This window comes from Dellaglioa sp. BT-FLS60, assembly GCF_054941065.1.
Genome location: NZ_JBSOLI010000035.1, coordinates 94314 through 112359, shown reverse-complemented (window position 1 = coordinate 112359; position 18046 = coordinate 94314). Strand labels below are relative to the sequence as shown.

At 35.7% G+C, this 18046-nt stretch carries 15 protein-coding genes and 1 tRNA gene; 15 read left to right on the top strand and 1 reads right to left on the bottom strand.

All coding sequences use genetic code 11. The annotated features are described in order from the left end of the window. The 12 genes from recF (at position 1) to ACVQ8P_RS06940 (ending at position 13705) form a co-directional block, all read left to right on the top strand. The gene (gene recF, locus ACVQ8P_RS06995) at positions 1-1134 is read left to right on the top strand and encodes a DNA replication/repair protein RecF (RefSeq protein WP_462298498.1); all 1134 of its coding nucleotides are present in this window, start codon (positions 1-3) and stop codon (positions 1132-1134) included. Positions 1135-1153: 19 nt separating this feature from the next. Beyond that, entirely contained in the window at positions 1154-3091 is a 1938-nt protein-coding gene (gene gyrB / locus ACVQ8P_RS06990; RefSeq protein WP_462298553.1) for a DNA topoisomerase (ATP-hydrolyzing) subunit B, read from the top strand. Between the two features lie 29 nt (positions 3092-3120). Beyond that, on the top strand, positions 3121-5628 hold the full coding sequence (gene gyrA, locus ACVQ8P_RS06985; RefSeq protein ID WP_462298497.1) for a DNA gyrase subunit A: 2508 nt from the start codon (positions 3121-3123) through the stop codon (positions 5626-5628). 197 nt (positions 5629-5825) lie between these two features. Beyond that, the gene (gene rpsF / locus ACVQ8P_RS06980; RefSeq protein ID WP_409021850.1) at positions 5826-6119 is read left to right on the top strand and encodes a 30S ribosomal protein S6; all 294 of its coding nucleotides are present in this window, start codon (positions 5826-5828) and stop codon (positions 6117-6119) included. 37 nt (positions 6120-6156) lie between these two features. After that, positions 6157-6687: a single-stranded DNA-binding protein gene (gene ssb / locus ACVQ8P_RS06975; RefSeq protein ID WP_462298496.1), complete on the top strand. Its 531-nt coding sequence runs from the start codon at positions 6157-6159 to the stop codon at positions 6685-6687. 18 nt (positions 6688-6705) lie between these two features. Beyond that, a complete protein-coding gene (gene rpsR, locus ACVQ8P_RS06970) occupies positions 6706-6960 on the top strand; it encodes a 30S ribosomal protein S18 (protein WP_462298495.1) in 255 nt (84 codons plus the stop codon). 121 nt (positions 6961-7081) lie between these two features. Then, on the top strand, positions 7082-9094 hold the full coding sequence (locus ACVQ8P_RS06965; RefSeq protein ID WP_462298494.1) for a DHH family phosphoesterase: 2013 nt from the start codon (positions 7082-7084) through the stop codon (positions 9092-9094). A 6-nt stretch (positions 9095-9100) separates the two neighbouring features. Beyond that, positions 9101-9556, top strand: a complete 456-nt coding sequence (gene rplI, locus ACVQ8P_RS06960; RefSeq protein WP_462298493.1) for a 50S ribosomal protein L9 — start codon at positions 9101-9103, stop codon at positions 9554-9556. An 85-nt stretch (positions 9557-9641) separates the two neighbouring features. Beyond that, positions 9642-11033 carry a replicative DNA helicase gene (gene dnaB / locus ACVQ8P_RS06955; protein ID WP_462298492.1) on the top strand — a complete coding sequence of 464 codons (1392 nt, stop codon included), beginning with the start codon at positions 9642-9644 and terminating at the stop codon, positions 11031-11033. Positions 11034-11217: 184 nt separating this feature from the next. Next, a complete protein-coding gene (locus ACVQ8P_RS06950) occupies positions 11218-12504 on the top strand; it encodes an adenylosuccinate synthase (RefSeq protein WP_462298491.1) in 1287 nt (428 codons plus the stop codon). 36 nt (positions 12505-12540) lie between these two features. Further along, positions 12541-12888 carry a hypothetical protein gene (locus ACVQ8P_RS06945; RefSeq protein WP_462298490.1) on the top strand — a complete coding sequence of 116 codons (348 nt, stop codon included), beginning with the start codon at positions 12541-12543 and terminating at the stop codon, positions 12886-12888. A 211-nt stretch (positions 12889-13099) separates the two neighbouring features. Next, positions 13100-13705, top strand: coding sequence for a sugar O-acetyltransferase (locus ACVQ8P_RS06940; RefSeq protein WP_462298489.1), 606 nt, complete (start codon positions 13100-13102; stop codon positions 13703-13705). A gap of 174 nt (positions 13706-13879) precedes the next feature. Here the strand turns inward: ACVQ8P_RS06940 and ACVQ8P_RS06935 are convergent. Further along, positions 13880-13952 (bottom strand) — tRNA-Lys (locus ACVQ8P_RS06935). Positions 13953-14144: 192 nt separating this feature from the next. Between ACVQ8P_RS06935 and yycF the strand changes: the two genes are divergently transcribed. The 3 genes from yycF to ACVQ8P_RS06920 are packed head-to-tail and all read left to right on the top strand — an operon-like array spanning position 14145 to position 18039. Further along, the gene (gene yycF, locus ACVQ8P_RS06930; RefSeq protein WP_462298488.1) at positions 14145-14855 is read left to right on the top strand and encodes a response regulator YycF; all 711 of its coding nucleotides are present in this window, start codon (positions 14145-14147) and stop codon (positions 14853-14855) included. Between the two features lie 21 nt (positions 14856-14876). Next, positions 14877-16730: a cell wall metabolism sensor histidine kinase WalK gene (gene walK / locus ACVQ8P_RS06925; RefSeq protein WP_462298552.1), complete on the top strand. Its 1854-nt coding sequence runs from the start codon at positions 14877-14879 to the stop codon at positions 16728-16730. After that, positions 16717-18039, top strand: a complete 1323-nt coding sequence (locus ACVQ8P_RS06920; RefSeq protein ID WP_462298487.1) for a YycH family regulatory protein — start codon at positions 16717-16719, stop codon at positions 18037-18039. The genes walK and ACVQ8P_RS06920 overlap by 14 nt, the downstream gene beginning before the upstream one ends. Positions 18040-18046: the final 7 nt, after the last annotated feature.

The following is an 18046-nucleotide window of genomic DNA, read 5'->3' as shown; positions in this document are numbered from 1 at the left end:
ATGTATTTAGAAAATCTAACCTTGAGGGATTATCGCAACTATGAAGATTTAAACGTCTCATTTTCACCAGCAATCAATATTTTACTTGGTGAGAATGCTCAAGGTAAAACTAATTTACTGGAAGCCATCTATGTGCTATCAATGACTCGAAGTCATCGAACGAATAATGATAAAGAGTTAATTAAATGGGATAAGACGGCGGCGATAATTCAAGGTCGAGTCAGTAAACAAGTCGGTTCAATACCACTTGAGATACAAATCAATTCCAAAGGCAAGAAAGCTAAAGTTAATCATTTGGAGCAAGCGAAATTATCACAATACATTGGTCAGTTCAATGTGATTTTGTTTGCACCAGAGGATTTAGCCCTCGTAAAGGGAGCTCCAGCTGTAAGAAGACGATTTATTGACATGGAATTTGGTCAGATTAATGCCCGATACTTATATAATTTGGGTCAATATCGAACTATTTTGAAACAACGTAATCAATATTTAAAACAACTACAACACAAAAAAGACCAAGATTTGGTCTTTTTAGATGTCTTATCTGATCAATTAGCTGCTTTTGGTGCTGAGATTGTGCATCAACGATTAATATTTCTTAAACAACTCGAGTTTTGGGCTAATCAATTACAAGAAGAAATTACGCAGTCAGCCGAAACAGTGACATTTGAGTATGCGACTCATTTGGAAAATGCTGCAGAACAAACAGTTGAACAACTATATGAACAATTACAAAACAATCTAAAAAAAGCAACTAAAAAAGAAATATTCCAAGGGACAACCCTAGCTGGACCACATCGTGATGATGTGCGTTTTTTAATTAACGGCAAAAATGTCCAGACATATGGTTCTCAAGGACAACAAAGAACCACTGCATTATCAGTTAAATTAGCTGAAATTGAGTTAATGAAAGAAGAGACTGGTGAATATCCGGTCCTTCTTTTAGATGATGTTCTTTCTGAATTAGATGATATGCGTCAAACGCACCTTTTGAAGACGATTCAAAACAAGGTTCAAACATTTTTAACAACACCAAACCTAAGTGGGATTGCTAGAACGTTAATTAACGAACCGAAGATTTTTCATATTAATCAAGGTAACTTACTCGAAGAGGAGGAACACACAGTTGACTGACCAAGAAAAACAAGCTGAAATAGCAGAAGAATTACATGAAGAAAAAGCAAAAGAATACGATGCAAGTCAAATTCAAGTTTTAGAAGGACTTGAAGCTGTTAGGAAACGTCCGGGTATGTATATCGGAACAACAGCTTCACAAGGTCTTCATCATTTAGTTTGGGAAATTATTGATAATGGTATTGATGAAGCTTTGGCCGGATTTGCTGATGAAATTAATGTTGTTGTTGAAAAGGATAACAGTATTACGGTTCGTGATAATGGTCGTGGTATCCCTGTTGATACGCAAGCCAAAACAGGTCGTCCAGCACTTGAAACGGTCTTCACCATTTTGCATGCTGGTGGTAAGTTTGGTGGCGGTGGATACAAAGTTTCTGGTGGACTTCATGGTGTTGGTGCCTCAGTTGTTAATGCGTTATCAACCGAGTTAGATGTCCGAGTTATCCGTGAAGGTAAAATCTATGGTATGGACTTTGCTCGTGGTAAAGTAACAACAGAAATGGCTGTTGTTGGTGAAGCACCTGAAAATGAACATGCAACAATTGTTCATTTTGTGCCAGATCCTGATATTTTTACAGAAACAACGGTCTATGATATTAAAATATTAACAACACGTATTCGCGAATTAGCATTCTTGAACAAGGGACTTAAAATTACGATTGATGATAAACGTGATGGTGGGCCCGGATTACAAGAATTCCATTATGCTGGTGGTATTAAGCATTATGTTGAATATTTAAATAAAAATAAAGATGTTATTTTTCCAGAACCTATCTATGTTGAGGGCGAACAAAAAGGAATTATTGTTGAAGTTGCCCTTCAATATACGGACGATTATCACAGTAATTTATTGACTTTCACAAATAATATTCATACCTACGAAGGTGGGACGCATGAGTCTGGGTTTAAGACAGCCTTAACCCGGGTTATAAATGATTATGCCCGCAAAAATAACCTGATGAAAGAAAATGATACCAACCTTTCTGGTGAAGATGTTCGTGAAGGATTAACTGCGGTTGTCAGCATTAAACATCCAGATCCTCAATTTGAAGGCCAAACAAAAACAAAATTAGGAAACTCTGATGCACGAACAGTAACTGATCGAACATTCTCTGAACATTTCACTAAGTTCTTGATGGAAAATCCTAAAGAAGCTAAAATTATTGTAGAAAAAGGGATGTTAGCTGCTAGAGCACGAGTTGCTGCTAAACATGCTCGAGAAGTAACGCGTAAAAAGAGTGGCCTTGAAATCAGTAATTTACCTGGTAAATTGGCTGATAATACAAGTAAAGATCCTGCAATTAGTGAACTATTTATTGTCGAAGGTGATTCAGCTGGTGGTTCAGCTAAACAAGGTCGCTCACGTTTAACGCAAGCTATTTTGCCTATTCGTGGTAAAATTTTGAATGTTGAAAAAGCCAGTTTAGATAAGATTTTAGCTAATGAAGAAATTCGCTCATTATTTACAGCTATGGGTACTGGATTTGGTGGCGAATTTGATGTTGAAAAAGCTAATTATCATAAATTAATCATTATGACTGATGCCGATGTTGATGGTGCGCATATTAGAACATTATTGTTAACGCTATTTTACCGTTATATGCGTCCACTCGTTGAAGCTGGATTCGTCTATATTGCGCAACCACCTTTATACCAAATTCGACAAGGTAAAATGATTCGTTATGTTGATACTGAAGAAGAATTAGAAGAAATTCAAGGTCAGTTGACGCCGACACCAAAACCTGTTATTCAACGATACAAAGGGCTTGGGGAAATGGATGCTTCTCAATTATGGGAAACAACTATGGATCCAGATGCGCGTCGTCTATTACGAGTTAATGTTGATGATGCTATTGAAGCTAATGATGTCTTTAACATGTTGATGGGTGATCGTGTAGAGCCTAGACGTGAATTTATTGAAGAAAATGCCACTTACGTAGAAAACTTAGATATTTAAAAATTTGGTCGTAAAGGAGGTTGGTTATTTTGGCAGAAGAACTACCAGCATCAAGCCGGATAAAAGATGTTAATCTTTCCGGAGAAATGAAAAAATCATTCTTGGATTACGCAATGAGTGTTATCGTTGCTCGTGCGCTTCCAGATGTTCGAGATGGGTTAAAACCTGTTCATCGTCGTATTTTGTATGGGATGAGTGAATTGGGAATTACACCTGATAAACCATATAAGAAGTCAGCTAGAATTGTTGGGGATGTTATGGGTAAGTATCATCCTCATGGTGATTCATCGATTTATGAAGCCATGGTACGTATGGCTCAAGATTTTAGTTACCGTTACATGTTAGTTGATGGACATGGTAACTTTGGTTCTGTCGATGGTGATGGCGCTGCTGCTATGCGTTATACCGAAGCTAGAATGAGTAAGATTGCTGTTGAAATGATGCGTGATATCAATAAAGATACGATTGATTTCATGGATAATTATGATGGTAGTGAACATGAACCAGTTGTTTTACCTGCGCGTTTCCCTAACTTATTAGTTAATGGTGCAACAGGTATTGCTGTTGGTATGACAACGAATATCCCACCTCATAATTTGGCAGAGGTTATTTCAGGATTACATATTTTAATGGATAATCCTGATGCAACTGTGGCTGATTTGATGGAAGCTATTCCTGGACCTGATTTTCCAACGGGAGCTACCGTTTTAGGTAAATCAGGCATTCGTAAAGCTTATGAAACAGGTAAAGGGACAATTACAATTCGTTCAAGAGTTGTAATTGAAGAACAAAAAAACGGTAAAGAACGTATTATCGTTGATGAATTGCCTTACATGGTCAATAAAGCGCGTTTAATTGAACGTATTGCCGACTTGGCTCGTGATAAAAAAATTGAAGGTATTACTGATATTAATGATGAGTCTGATCGCGAAGGAATGCGAATCGTAATTGATATTCGTCGTGATATGAGTGCTTCAGTTGTGTTAAATAATCTTTATAAATTAACGTTATTACAAACCTCATTTAGCTTTAACATGCTAGCCATTGTGAACGGTATTCCTAAAGTCTTAAGTTTAAAGGAAATGCTTGTTTATTATCTTGAACATCAAGAAAAAGTAATTCGTCGTCGTACGCAATTTGAATTGAAAAAGGCGCGTGCTCGTGCACATATTCTTGAAGGATTAAGAATTGCACTTGATCATATTGATGAAATTATCCGAATTATCCGTAGTTCAAATACGGGTGAACTCGCTAAAAATCAATTGATGAGTAATTATGGTTTATCAGATAAACAAGCCCAAGCTATCTTAGATATGCGTTTGGTTCGTTTAACTGGTTTGGAACGTGAAAAAATTGAGGATGAATATCAAAATTTGATGGCATCAATTGCTGATTTTGAAGATATTTTAGCGCATGATTCACGGATTCATGAGATTATTTATCAAGAATTGTTAGACTTACAATCAAAATTTGGTGACGAACGTCGTACTGAATTGTTAATTGGTGAAGTCTTGAATCTTGAAGATGAAGATTTGATTGAAGAGGAAGAAGTGATGATTACCTTAACGCATAATGGGTATGTCAAACGACTTCCAACCGATGAATTCAAAGCGCAAAACCGTGGTGGACGTGGTGTCCAAGGGATGGGTGTTCATGATGATGACTTTATTGAGCATCTTGTGTCAACATCAACGCATGACACCTTACTCTTCTTCACGAATGCTGGAAAAGTCTACCGTATGAAGGGATATGAAATTCCTGAATACGGTCGTACAGCCAAAGGAATTCCAGTTATTAATCTTTTAGGCGTTAATTCTGGCGAAAAAATTCAAGCTGTTATCAATGTAAGTAAGCAAGAAAATGATGAACGTTATCTTTTCTTCACGACGCTTAACGGAACAGTTAAGAGAACGCCAGTTTCAGAATTTTCTAACATCCGAAATAATGGATTAAAAGCCATTAAATTGCATGATGAAGATGAATTAATTAACGTTGCGATTACAGATGGAACTCAGAATATGATTATTGGCACACATCTCGGTTATGCTGTTTCATTTGCTGAGAATGATGTTCGTTCAATGGGACGTTCTGCTTCTGGTGTTCGCGGTATTCGTTTAAGAGAAGATGATTATGTTGTTGGGGCTGATTTATTAGCTGCTGATAGTCACGTATTCATCATTTCTGAAAAAGGATATGGGAAACAAACACCTGCTTCTGCTTATGCGATTAAAGGTCGTGGTGGAAAAGGGATTAAGACAGCCAATATTTCTGAAAAGAATGGACCAATTGCTGGTTTAGCAACTGTTCAAGGTGACGAAGATATCATGTTAATTACGGATCAAGGTGTGATGATTCGATTTAACGTGAAGAACGTATCGAAAACAGGTCGTGCGACTTTAGGTGTTCATTTAATTCGAATTGATGAAAATGCTAAAGTTGCAACAATGGCTAAGGTTGAAGCTGCTCCTGAAGAAACAACAGTTGATTTAGATGAAGTTGTATCTGACATTGAAACTGAAATAACGGATCCAGAATAAAATAAATTTAAAAAATTAAATAAAATCCTAATTAACGACGTACTTAATAAGTGTGTAGTTAATTAGGATTTTCTTGCTTTAAGCGAATGTCAGTGATATACTTTTAGTTCGTAAGTGTCTATAGCATTAAATAGATAACTTCCCTTGTTCTTGCCATGAGGTAAGGACCTAAAGTCCATAAGGAGGTGTAAACAGTCATGAGTAAATATGAAATTACTTATATCATCCGTACCGATCTTGATGAAGCAGCTAAAGCAGCTTTGATCGAACGTTTCGATGGTATTTTAACAAGTAATGGTGCAGAAATCGTTACTTCAAAAGACTGGTCAAAACGTCGTCTTGCATACGAAATCAGCGGTTATAATGAAGGTATCTACCATATCATTAATGCTACAGCCGATGACGATATCGCAATTAACGAATTTGATCGTCTTTCAAAGATCAACGAAGGAATTTTGCGTCATATGATCATTAACAGAGATGAAAAATAATTCATTTTAATAAAATAACGGAGAGGAGCAACACATTATGATTAATAGAACAGTACTTGTCGGACGTTTAACAAGAGACCCTGATTTACGCTACACAGCTAGTGGTGCTGCAGTTGCAACTTTTACAGTTGCAGTTAATCGACAATTTACGAACGCTTCTGGCGAACGTGAAGCCGATTTTATTAACTGTGTTATCTGGCGAAAAGCAGCTGAAAACTTTGCTAATTTCACGCATAAAGGTTCTTTAATTGGTGTCGATGGCCGAATTCAAACGCGTTCATACGATAACCAACAAGGAACCCGCGTTTATGTTACTGAAGTTGTCGTTGAAAACTTTTCGTTGCTTGAATCAAAATCTCAGTCAAGCCACCAACAAGATAACGCTAATAATCAAAGCAGCGCTCCTCAATCAACTTCATCATCAGTAAATAACAATGCTAATCCGTTTGGTGGCGCAAGTTCGAATAATAATTCAAACAAAACGCAAACTAACGATTCAGCAACTGTTGATCCATTTGCAAATAATGGCCAACAAATTGATATTTCTGATGACGATCTACCATTCTAATTAGAGGAGGAAACTCACATGGCACAACAACAACAACGTAGAGGTGGTGGCGGTGGCGCACGTCGTCGTCGTAAAGTCGACTTCATCGCAGCTAACCACATCGAATATATCGATTACAAAGATACAGACTTGTTAAAACGTTTCATTTCAGAACGTGGTAAGATTTTACCTCGTCGTGTTACGGGAACAAGCGCTAAAAACCAACGCAGTTTAACAATTGCAATTAAACGCTCACGTATTATGGGCTTATTACCATTCGTTTCAGAAGAATAGTAATGATTAAAGAAGACTATGTAAATAGTCTTCTTTTTTTTGTCCATGGGAAGATTTGTGCAGGTAAATGTTGAATGTGATAAAATAGATAACATCTAGAATTCAAAGATGAGGAGATACTATGAAAAAGTTCCTTTCGAACGAGAAACTTCCCGGTTTTTTGAAGAATGAACGCTTAAGATGGATTGCGATTTTTATCATAATCATGTCTTTATTTAGTGTTGTTCTATCTTTTACGGTTAATTTATTTTTAGGACTTATATTATTAATTATTGCATTGGGTGCTATTAGTGCAAGCATTTATATCATGTCTCAAATTACCGCAAATACGAATGAATATATATCAGAATTATCATATCGAATTAAACGTGGTGAGCAAGAAGCGCTTATTAAGATGCCAATTGGTATCTTAATTTTCAATGAAAAGAATGAAATTGAGTGGGTTAACCCTTATTTACAACCTTATTTTGAAAAAAATGATGTATTAGGTAAAAAAATTGAGGCTGTTGATGGCGATTTAGCTTCAATTATCACGGATAATATTGAAAATAAAGCTGCGGTTACAGTTACGTGGCACGAAAAAGATTTTGAAATGATTATTCAAAATGATATCCATGTCGCTTATTTGATGGATGTTACACGTTACTCAGCAATCGAAAAAGAATTTGAAGCTGAACGCGTTGTTATTGGACAGGTCTTTTTAGATAATTATGATGAAGTGACTCAATCTATGTCGGATAAAAATGTGTCTAACTTGAGTAATTTCGTCACAAATGAGTTATCAAATTGGGCACGTCGTTATGGAATGTACTTAAAAAGAACAGATACGGATCGTTTCTTTATTTTGGTTCATGCGCATTCTTTACAACAAATTGAAGAAGAAAATTTTAAAATTTTAGATCGAATTCGTGAACGGACATCAAAACAAAATTTCCCGCTTACTTTGAGTATGGGAATTGCGTATGGTGATGGTGATTTGAATTCACTTGCAACATTAGCCCAAAGTAATTTAGATTTAGCTTTAGGCCGAGGTGGCGATCAAGTGGTTGTTAAATCGCCTGAGGAACAAGCAAGATTCTATGGTGGTAAAACTAACCCAATGGAAAAGCGGACTCGAGTTCGTGCTAGAATGATTTCTCAGGCTTTACAAGAAATCATGAAACCATTGGACCAAGTTTTCGTTATGGGACACCAGAGCCCTGATATGGACTCTGTAGGTGCTTGTTTGGGTATCAGACGAATTGCCCTGATGAATAATATGAAATGTTGGATTGTCCTTGACCAAACAGCTGTCCATTCCGATGTACAACGGTTAATGGAAGAATTGGAACAATATCCTGATATTAAATATAATGTTATTACACCTGAAGAGGCATTAGAAAAAGCAACAGAGCAAAGTTTATTAGTGATGGTGGATCATTCGAAACCATCTATTTCTGGAAGCCCTGAATTATATGAAAAACTTAAAAATCGATTAATGGTTATTGATCATCATCGTCGTGGTGAGGAATTTCCTGAAAACCCAATGTTGGTTTACATTGAACCTTATGCCTCATCAACTTGTGAATTGATTACTGAAATGTTTGAATATCAATCAAAAGATAGTGAACCCATTAATAAAATTGAAGCAACTGCAATGCTAACTGGAATTATCATTGATACGAAGTCATTCTCGTTGAGAACAGGGACGCGAACATTCGATGCAGCCAGTTATTTAAGATCGGTTGGGGCTGATTCAACAATGGTTCAAGATTTTATGAAAGAAAATGTCGATAGCTACTTGAAACGGAATCATTTAATTGATAAAGTGGAGTTCATTAATAGTGATTTGGCATTATGTGTGGGTGAAGATAATACTGTATATGATCCAGTTACGGCAGCACAAGCGGCAGATTCGCTATTATCTGTTTCTGGTGTTTCAGCATCGTTTGTTGTAACGAAACGACCAGATAATCGTGTTAGCATTTCAGCTAGGAGCACTGGCGACACAAATGTCCAAGTCATTATGGAACAATTGGGTGGCGGTGGTCATTTATCCAATGCCGCAACCCAATTGACTGGTGTGAGTGTGAGTGAAGCTGCAGAACAATTAGTTAGTATTTTAATGTCAAAAAAAGATGAAACTAAGGAGTGATTAGCCATGAAAGTTATATTTTTAGAAGATGTTCGTGGAAAAGGTAAACGTGGAGAAATTAAGGAAGTTCCAAGCGGTTATGCACAAAACTTTTTAATTAAAAATGGTAAAGCAAAAATTGCTACAAATTCAGCAATGAGTTCTTTAAAAGGACAACAAAAAGCTGAAGAAAAGAAAGCTGAAGAAGTTTTAAAAGAAGCTAAAGATGAAAAAGCCGTTTTAGAAGATGACAAAACAGTTGTTGAATTAACAGCTAAGGCTGGCGAAGATGGGCGTTTATTTGGGTCAATACCTAGTAAGCAAATTGTTCAAGCTATGGAAAAACAATATGGTATTAAGATTGATAAACGTAAAGTTGAATTACCAGAACCCATTCGTGCTTTGGGATTCACCAATGTTCCTGTTAAATTACATGTCGATGTGACAGCAATGATTCGCGTGCATGTCTCGGCCAATAACTAAAGTAGTATTTATTTGAAAAACTGGGCAAAAGTTGATTTTGCGCCAGTTTTTTTCTTGATTGGGGAAGTAAGGAGAACACAATATAATGAATAATGAACTATTAACAGACCAAACACCGCCACAGAATATTGAAGCAGAACAAGCTGTTTTGGGTGCCATTTTTTTAAAGGGTGATGCACTTGTTGAGGCTATGGAATATTTAGAACCAGAAGACTTTTATCAACGTCGGCATCAATTAATATTTGCTGCTATGGTGGATTTAAATGATAGAGATGAAGCAATTGATATTGTGACAATCCAAGATAATTTAACGTCTAAAAATCAGATGGATGACGTTGGTGGTGTTAGCTATATTGTTGAATTAGCAGGCTCAGTACCAACTGCTGCTAATGTTCAATATTATGCTAAGATTGTTGAAGAAAAATCAATGATTCGCCGTTTAATTGCAACGGCAACAACGATTGCGACAAATGGGTTATCGCAAGACGATGATGTCGCAACACTTTTAGATAATGCTGAACGTGAAATTATGAGCGTTTCTGAAAAAAGAAATCGTAGTGGGTTTCAAGCTATTGCTGACGTGTTAAAAAGTACCTTTACAAATATTGAAAAGCTAGCTAAAGAAGGCGACACAATTACTGGATTATCGACGGGTTATCCAGAGTTGGATAAAATGACTGCCGGATTGCATGCAGATGAATTGATTATTTTGGCTGCTCGTCCAGCCGTTGGTAAAACAGCTTTTGCTTTGAATATAGCACAAAATGTGGCGACAAAAACGGGTGAAACGGTGGCTATATTTAGTTTGGAAATGTCAGCGGAATCGTTAGTTAGTCGGATGTTATGTGCTGAAGGTAGTATTAATGCTAATCATTTAAGAACGGGGCAATTAGATGAATCGGAATGGTCCAATTTGATTGTGGCAATGAATTCGTTATCGAAGGCAAATATTTTTATTGATGATACAGCTGGTTCAAAGATGGCTGAAATTCGGGCAAAATGTCGTCGATTAGCCAAAGAAAAAGACGGATTAGGGCTAATTGTTGTTGATTATTTACAATTAATTGAAGGTTCAGGTCGTGAAAGTCGCCAACAAGAAGTCTCAGAAATTTCGCGTCAAATGAAAAAATTGGCGAAAGAACTAAGCGTTCCCGTCATTGCCTTATCTCAATTATCTCGTGGTGTTGAACAACGTCAAGATAAACGACCAGTGTTGTCAGATATTCGTGAATCTGGTTCTATTGAACAAGATGCTGATATCGTTGCGTTTTTGTATCGTGATGATTATTATGAACGCGAAACGGACGAAGATGAAGACGGAAATATGCCAGACCCAAGGGATGAAGATGATCAAAATGTTGGAGAAGTTGAGGTTATTATTGAAAAAAACCGTGGTGGTGAACGTGGTACGGTTAAATTATTGTTTGTTAAATCATATAATAAATTTTCATCGCTCTCTTATATAGCGGAAGCTTAAAAAATAGTCCTTTAAGGGCTATTTTTTTTGCATAATAAGATGAAACGTTCGTTATATAGCTGATAAATGTTTTATTGAAAATACAATGTTCGTATTTTAGTTGTGTTTTGTTCTCTTTATTGCTACAATATTCTAGGATTGTATTTATGAAATATCAAATATAAATTATGAGGTGGATGAAAATATGTCATCAGTAGTCGTAGTAGGTAGCCAATGGGGCGATGAAGGTAAAGGTAAAATTACAGATTTCTTAAGTCAAAATGCCGATGTTATTGCACGGTATCAAGGTGGCGATAACGCTGGACACACAATTGTATTTGAAGGTAATACTTATAAATTACATTTGATTCCATCAGGTATTTTTTTTGAAGATAAATTGAGTGTCATTGGTAATGGGGTTGTTGTAAATCCTAAGGCCTTGTGTGAAGAACTCGATTATCTGCAAGCACTCGGTATTAAAGGAGATAATTTACGGATTTCTGATCGCGCACATGTCATTCTTCCTTACCATATTCTCCTTGATGGCTTACAAGAAGCTGCTAAGAAGGATGATAAAATTGGGACAACGAATAAAGGTATCGGACCAGCTTATATGGATAAAGCGGCCAGAATCGGTATCAGAATTGCTGATTTAATGGAAAAAGAAATTTTCTCAGCAAAATTAAAAACTAACTTAGAACAAAAAAATCGCGAATTCACAAAATTATATGATCACGAACCACTTGAATTTGATGCTATTTTTGAAGAATATTATGCTTATGGGCAACGTCTTAAAAAATATGTAAGAGATACGTCAGTAATTATTAATGATGCCCTTGATGATGGTAAAAAAGTCTTATTTGAAGGTGCTCAAGGCGTGATGTTAGATATTGATCACGGGACATATCCATTCGTAACATCTTCTAATCCAATAGCTGGTGGTGTAACAACTGGTGCGGGTGTTGGACCTGCTCAAATTAATACAGTTGTGGGTGTCTGCAAAGCCTATACATCACGTGTCGGTGATGGTCCTTTTCCAACTGAATTACTTGATGAAACAGGTGATTTTATCCGTGAAGTTGGCCATGAATATGGTGTGACAACGAAACGTCCACGTCGTATTGGTTGGTTTGATAGTGTTGTCATGAACCATTCTAAACGTGTCTCAGGATTGACTAATCTTTGTTTAAACAGTATTGATGTCTTAACTGGATTAAAAGAACTTAAAATTTGTACAGCCTATGAATTAAATGGTGAAATTATTCATCGTTATCCAGCTAGTTTTAAAGAATTATCTCAATGCAAGCCAGTTTATGAAACGTTACCTGGTTGGACTGAAGATATTACACAAATGAAAACTCTTGCTGAATTACCTGAAAATGCGAGAAATTATGTGAAACGTATTGAAGAAATCGTTGATGTTAAAATTTCGACATTCTCAGTTGGTCCAGATCGTGATCAAACGAATGTTTTAGACGACGTTTGGGCATAAAAATGTTGTAAGCAAGTCTTAACAAATAGTCAAAAAATGAATAATAATACAACAAAGAAGGCGCAAATTTATTTTGCGCCTTCTTTGTTGTATTATTGGTTTGTTGATGTAAAAATAAATTTAAAGGGAGTATTAGACGTGGAGTCTTTTAGTATAATAATACTTATTATCGCATACATGATAGTTATTGGTAATCGACAGCGGTTAAAAAATCATCAATTAACATATCTGCCTATAATAATCGATGTGTTAATTATATTAGCAATGATTGTCATGATATTAGTTGGTTATAAATCATTCAATACAGAGGCGCTACATGTCATTGAAGTCGCGTTATTATCGCTAATATACGAATTATCGCGTCTCTTTTTGCTGCGAAAATAGGAATAAGAACAACAGCAAAAATTATGATTTAATAGCAAATTATTTTAATCTAACTGGCGTAAGTACTATTTAACTTTATTAATGATTAGCGCGTTAGTCGGAATTATTTTATATCAATTACTTAGTAACTTATTCAAAAAATAATCGGACATCAGAGGCAGGAGTGATATAATTGGGAAAGCGCTTTATAAAATGCTGGAGGGGTAAGTTAATGAGAGACTTAAATGCAGAAGAGATTGAAAGATTAAGTAAGAAAAGTATTGTTGATAAGATTGCGGATGGCGATTGGTATCAGTATGCTAAAGAAGAGATGGCTCAAAAAGTTGTTAAATCAAGTGCACAAATGATTTATAAAATAAATGAGGTTGCTTCACGCGATACGGATGAAGCAGAAAAAATGCTTAAAGAATTTGTACCTGGAATGGCTGAATCTGCTGAAATTTATTTTCCAATATCAACTATTGAATGGCCAGGAAAATTAAAAATAGGGACAGGGAGTTTTATTAATGCAAATCTGCAAATTTTAAGTGCGGGTCAAATTACAATTGGAGACCATTGTTTCATTGGGCCTAATTGTCAGTTGTATACACCTAACCACCATCCAATGAATAAAGAATTGCGTCGTGAAGGCTGGCAGTATGATGGTCCAATTACAATTGGGGATGATTGTTGGTTTGGTGGATCGGTTATTATTTTACCTGGTGTTACAGTTGGAAGTAATGTTGTCGTGGGTGCTGGAAGTGTTGTGACAAAAGATGTACCAGATAATGTTTTAATTGCGGGAAATCCAGCACGAATGATTAAAAAAATTGGCTAGATAGATAAAATTTAAATTGCTAAACAATTATTATAGTATGGTGACCATTCAGATATCGATTGAATGGTTTTTTTGTTTCACGTGAAACATTTTTATAAAAAAGGGTATAAAAAAAGCACCTAGCCGCAGCTAGATGCTTCAACACATCTTGCGATATGTTGGGTTTGGCACCCATGGGTGGTTAGGGGCTCGAACCCTAGACCCACGGATTAAGAGTCCGTTGCTCTACCAACTGAGCTAACCACCCAAACCATTAATAATAATTCATCAACGTTAAATATGGTATCATATGTTCAAGTAAAAGACAATAACTTTTCAAAAAAGGTTTCTGATGAATTGTTCCTATGTTTGGCAATGTTGGTTGAATAGGCTATAATAATGAGGGTTAAGAAGTTGCACAGAGACTTAATTCTGTAACTTCCTACAAGGAGGATCTTATATGAAGAAAATATTAGTTGTCGACGATGAAAAACCAATTTCTGATATCGTTAAATTTAATTTAACTAAAGAAGGATACGACGTTTATACTGCCTATGACGGTGAAGAAGCGTTAGAACAAGTTAAAGAAGTCGAACCAGATTTGATTTTATTAGATTTAATGTTACCCAAAGTAGATGGTTTGGAAGTTGCTCGTCAAGTGAGAAAAACGTATGATATGCCGATTATTATGGTTACAGCAAAAGATGGGGAAATTGATAAAGTGTTGGGCTTAGAATTAGGTGCCGATGATTATGTCACTAAACCATTCTCTAATCGTGAATTGGTAGCCAGAGTTAAAGCTAATTTAAGAAGACAAAAAACAATTGAGAGTGTTCAAGTTGAAGAACAACCTCAAAATAGTGAAATACAAGTCGGTCAATTAACAATCCACCCAGAAGCTTATATGGTGTCAAAACATGATGAAAAGATTGAATTAACACATCGTGAGTTTGAATTGCTTCATTACTTAGCGCAACATTTGGGTCAAGTGATGACAAGGGAACATTTATTACAAACAGTTTGGGGTTACGATTATTTTGGTGACGTCAGAACGGTTGATGTTACGATGCGTCGTTTAAGAGAAAAAGTTGAAGATAATCCAAGTCATCCCGAATGGTTAGTAACACGTCGTGGTGTTGGTTATTATATGAAAAATCCAGATTCAGAATAGAGTGGGAGAATAACGATGAAAATGAATCAAAAAATTCGTTTTTTTAAATCTATTCAATTTAAAATAGCCCTCATTTTTGCGTTATTACTTTTAATAACGTTAGAAATTGTCGGGGCTTATTTTGTTAGGCAATTAGAGCAACAGAATTTAAATGCATTTAAGCAACAAGTTCAATTGCCCACATATATTACAAATTCGATTACGAAAGATTTAACGAAAACAAATACTGCAACCGGTAGTAAAGATATCAAAAAGATATTGGAAGATGTCAGTAATTCAAGTATCACAGAAATCCGAGTAATTGATAGTAAAGGTACAATTCGTGGGAGTAGTGATTTTAATAATCAGGCTGTTGTTGGTCAAAAAACGACGGATGCAACCATTAAGCAAGTGTTATATACGCCTAAGACGTTTGAAAAGAATATTTATGATGGCTCTAACGATAAACGTTATTATGTGTCGATTGTACCGTTAGTTAGTACCGTTGGTAATACAACGACTACGGTGGGTGTCACATATGTTAAAGCTAATCTTGAGAGTTTATATTCAAATATCAATGATATCACCGTTATCTTTGTATCGGCGTCTGTTTTTGCGGCAATATTGGTTCTTTTAATAACAATAGTTATTTCCCGGGCAATAACACGACCTATCGAAGAGATGAAGAAGCAAACAATTCGGATTTCTCGTGGTGATTATTCGGGTAAAGTCCATGTGTATTCTAATGATGAATTGGGCCAATTAGCTGACGCAGTTAATAACTTGTCAGTTCGTGTTGAAGAGGCACAAGAATCATCTGAGGCTGAACGACGTCGATTAGATAGTGTTTTATCACACATGACAGATGGGGTGATTGCGACTGATCGTCGTGGAAATGTCATCATTATGAATGAAGCTGCTACTAATTTATTAAGTAGAGATGAAGATAAATCAATTGGCCAATCTATTCTGGACGTCCTCGATTTACGTAAGCAGTATACGTTACGTGATTTATTGGAAAACCAAGATGAAATTATGATTGATTTATCTGACGTTGAACATGAGCAAATATTAAATGCTTACTTCTCATTAATTCAGAGAGAGTCTGGCTTTATTAGTGGACTCGTCTGTGTCTTACATGATGTTACAGAACAACAAAAAATTGAGCGTGAACGTGAAAGCTTTGTTTCTAATGTCTCTCATGAGTTAAGGACGCCTCTAACGAGTATGAAGAGTTATATTGAAGCGTTAAATGATGGCGCATGGAAAGATCCAGAAGTTGCACCTGGCTTCTTAAAAGTCACACAGGATGAAACAGAACGTATGATGCGTATGATTAACGATTTACTTAATTTATCACGAATGGATTCGGGAACATCTAAGTTGGAACTTGAATTGGTTAATTTGAATGAATTATTCAGTTATGTTTTGGATAGATTCGATATGATGATTAGTACTGATGATGGGTCCAAAAAAAGATATTCAATTAAGCGTGACTTTACTAAACGTGATTTATGGGTTGAGTTAGACACGGATAAGATTGTTCAAGTGATTGATAATATTATGAATAATGCGATTAAATATTCACCAGATGGTGGCGAAATTACTTGTCGTTTATTGGAGACGCATAAGCACGTTATCTTGAGTATCTCTGATGAAGGTCTTGGTGTACCTAAGAAGGATTTAGCCCATATTTTTGATCGCTTTTTCCGTGTTGATAAAGCACGATCAAGAGCTCAAGGTGGGACTGGACTTGGTTTAGCCATTTCGAAAGAAGTTGTCGAAATGCATAAGGGTAAGATTTGGTTAGATAGCTCAGAGGGCAAAGGTTCAACTTTCTATATTTCATTGCCTTATGAATCATATGAGGAGGACCTGTGGGATGAAATTGAATAAATTTATTTTACCAACAATCTTATTTTTATTAGTTATGACAAGTATTGGTCTATCATGGGTCATTTGGACAAATTCGACGTGGAATGGGAAAAATGAATCAACAAATTCCACCAATTCAACCCCTCAGACAGAGTTAACGAAAAGTACGAAGTTAAGTGAAGTATATGAACCAACATCTGTTATCTATAATGATCAACAAGGACAAAATGTGTTATATAGTGAAAAGGTTAATATTATTGCAAATATTCAAAAGAAAATGCGCAAGTGGCAAGAAAAGTCTATTTCTGAAGTGCCTGTTAAAAATAAAAATGCGTATTTGGCTTTTTTGAATACTAAAAATCAATTGGTACTTAGCTATTCGGATGAAATTACGATTGGTTTGTTTAATCAAGTATTCAATCAACAGAATAAGAATTATAAAAATCGCTCTATTAATAGAATCGTTATTCCCCATAATAGTAAAAAAAGTATCTATTTATTGAGTGATAAAGATAAAAAAGTGTATGAAATTTCTTTAAGTAAGTCATACAGTCGAGACAAAATGATCGATAATGCCGTGCAAGGCAAGACATTATCGCAATTGCCAGTTACCTTTAAGCTACATAATGATAATATCTTTATGTACTATAACCAAGATTTTAAAATTGCGCGTTTCCGTTACTTAGTGGATAAACAAACGGCAAGCAAGTACGTCGCTAACTTATTGGGACAAACAGATGGTTCATCCGTTAACATTAAGGAAAGTAAGAAGACAAGTACTTATTATGATGGTTCTAATCGACAATTGACGGTTCAAAATGCGACCAATTTAGTGTCATTTGAAGATGATAAAGGCTCAGACACTAAACCAAAAACAAATCGTGAAACAGCTTTAAAGAAAGGGTATACGAGTATTAAAGCGACGGGTATCGGATTAGATAATATTCATTTTTATCACTTTGATAGTCATACTATGACGACAACATTTAGGAGTTATATTGAAGGTTTCCCAATCTTCAATCAGACTAAACATGGCGCAATTGAAGTTGAGGAAATGGCTAATGGTGGGCATAAAATAGATTTCTCATTATTAACGTTACAAATTGCTGTTCCATCTGGAAAAGCGGATGTTACGCTGCCAAGTACAGAAAAAGTGCTGAATAATTTGATTAATGCAGGATATAAAGACGCGAATATTTCAGATATTCAAATGGGTTATCGTTGGGTCTCAAGTTCTGATTCTGATTTGGTGGTTAGTTTATCACCAACTTGGTATATCTGTTATAAAAATGAATGGAAAAGCTATGCTGAACTATTACAAACAAATTAAGGAGGTG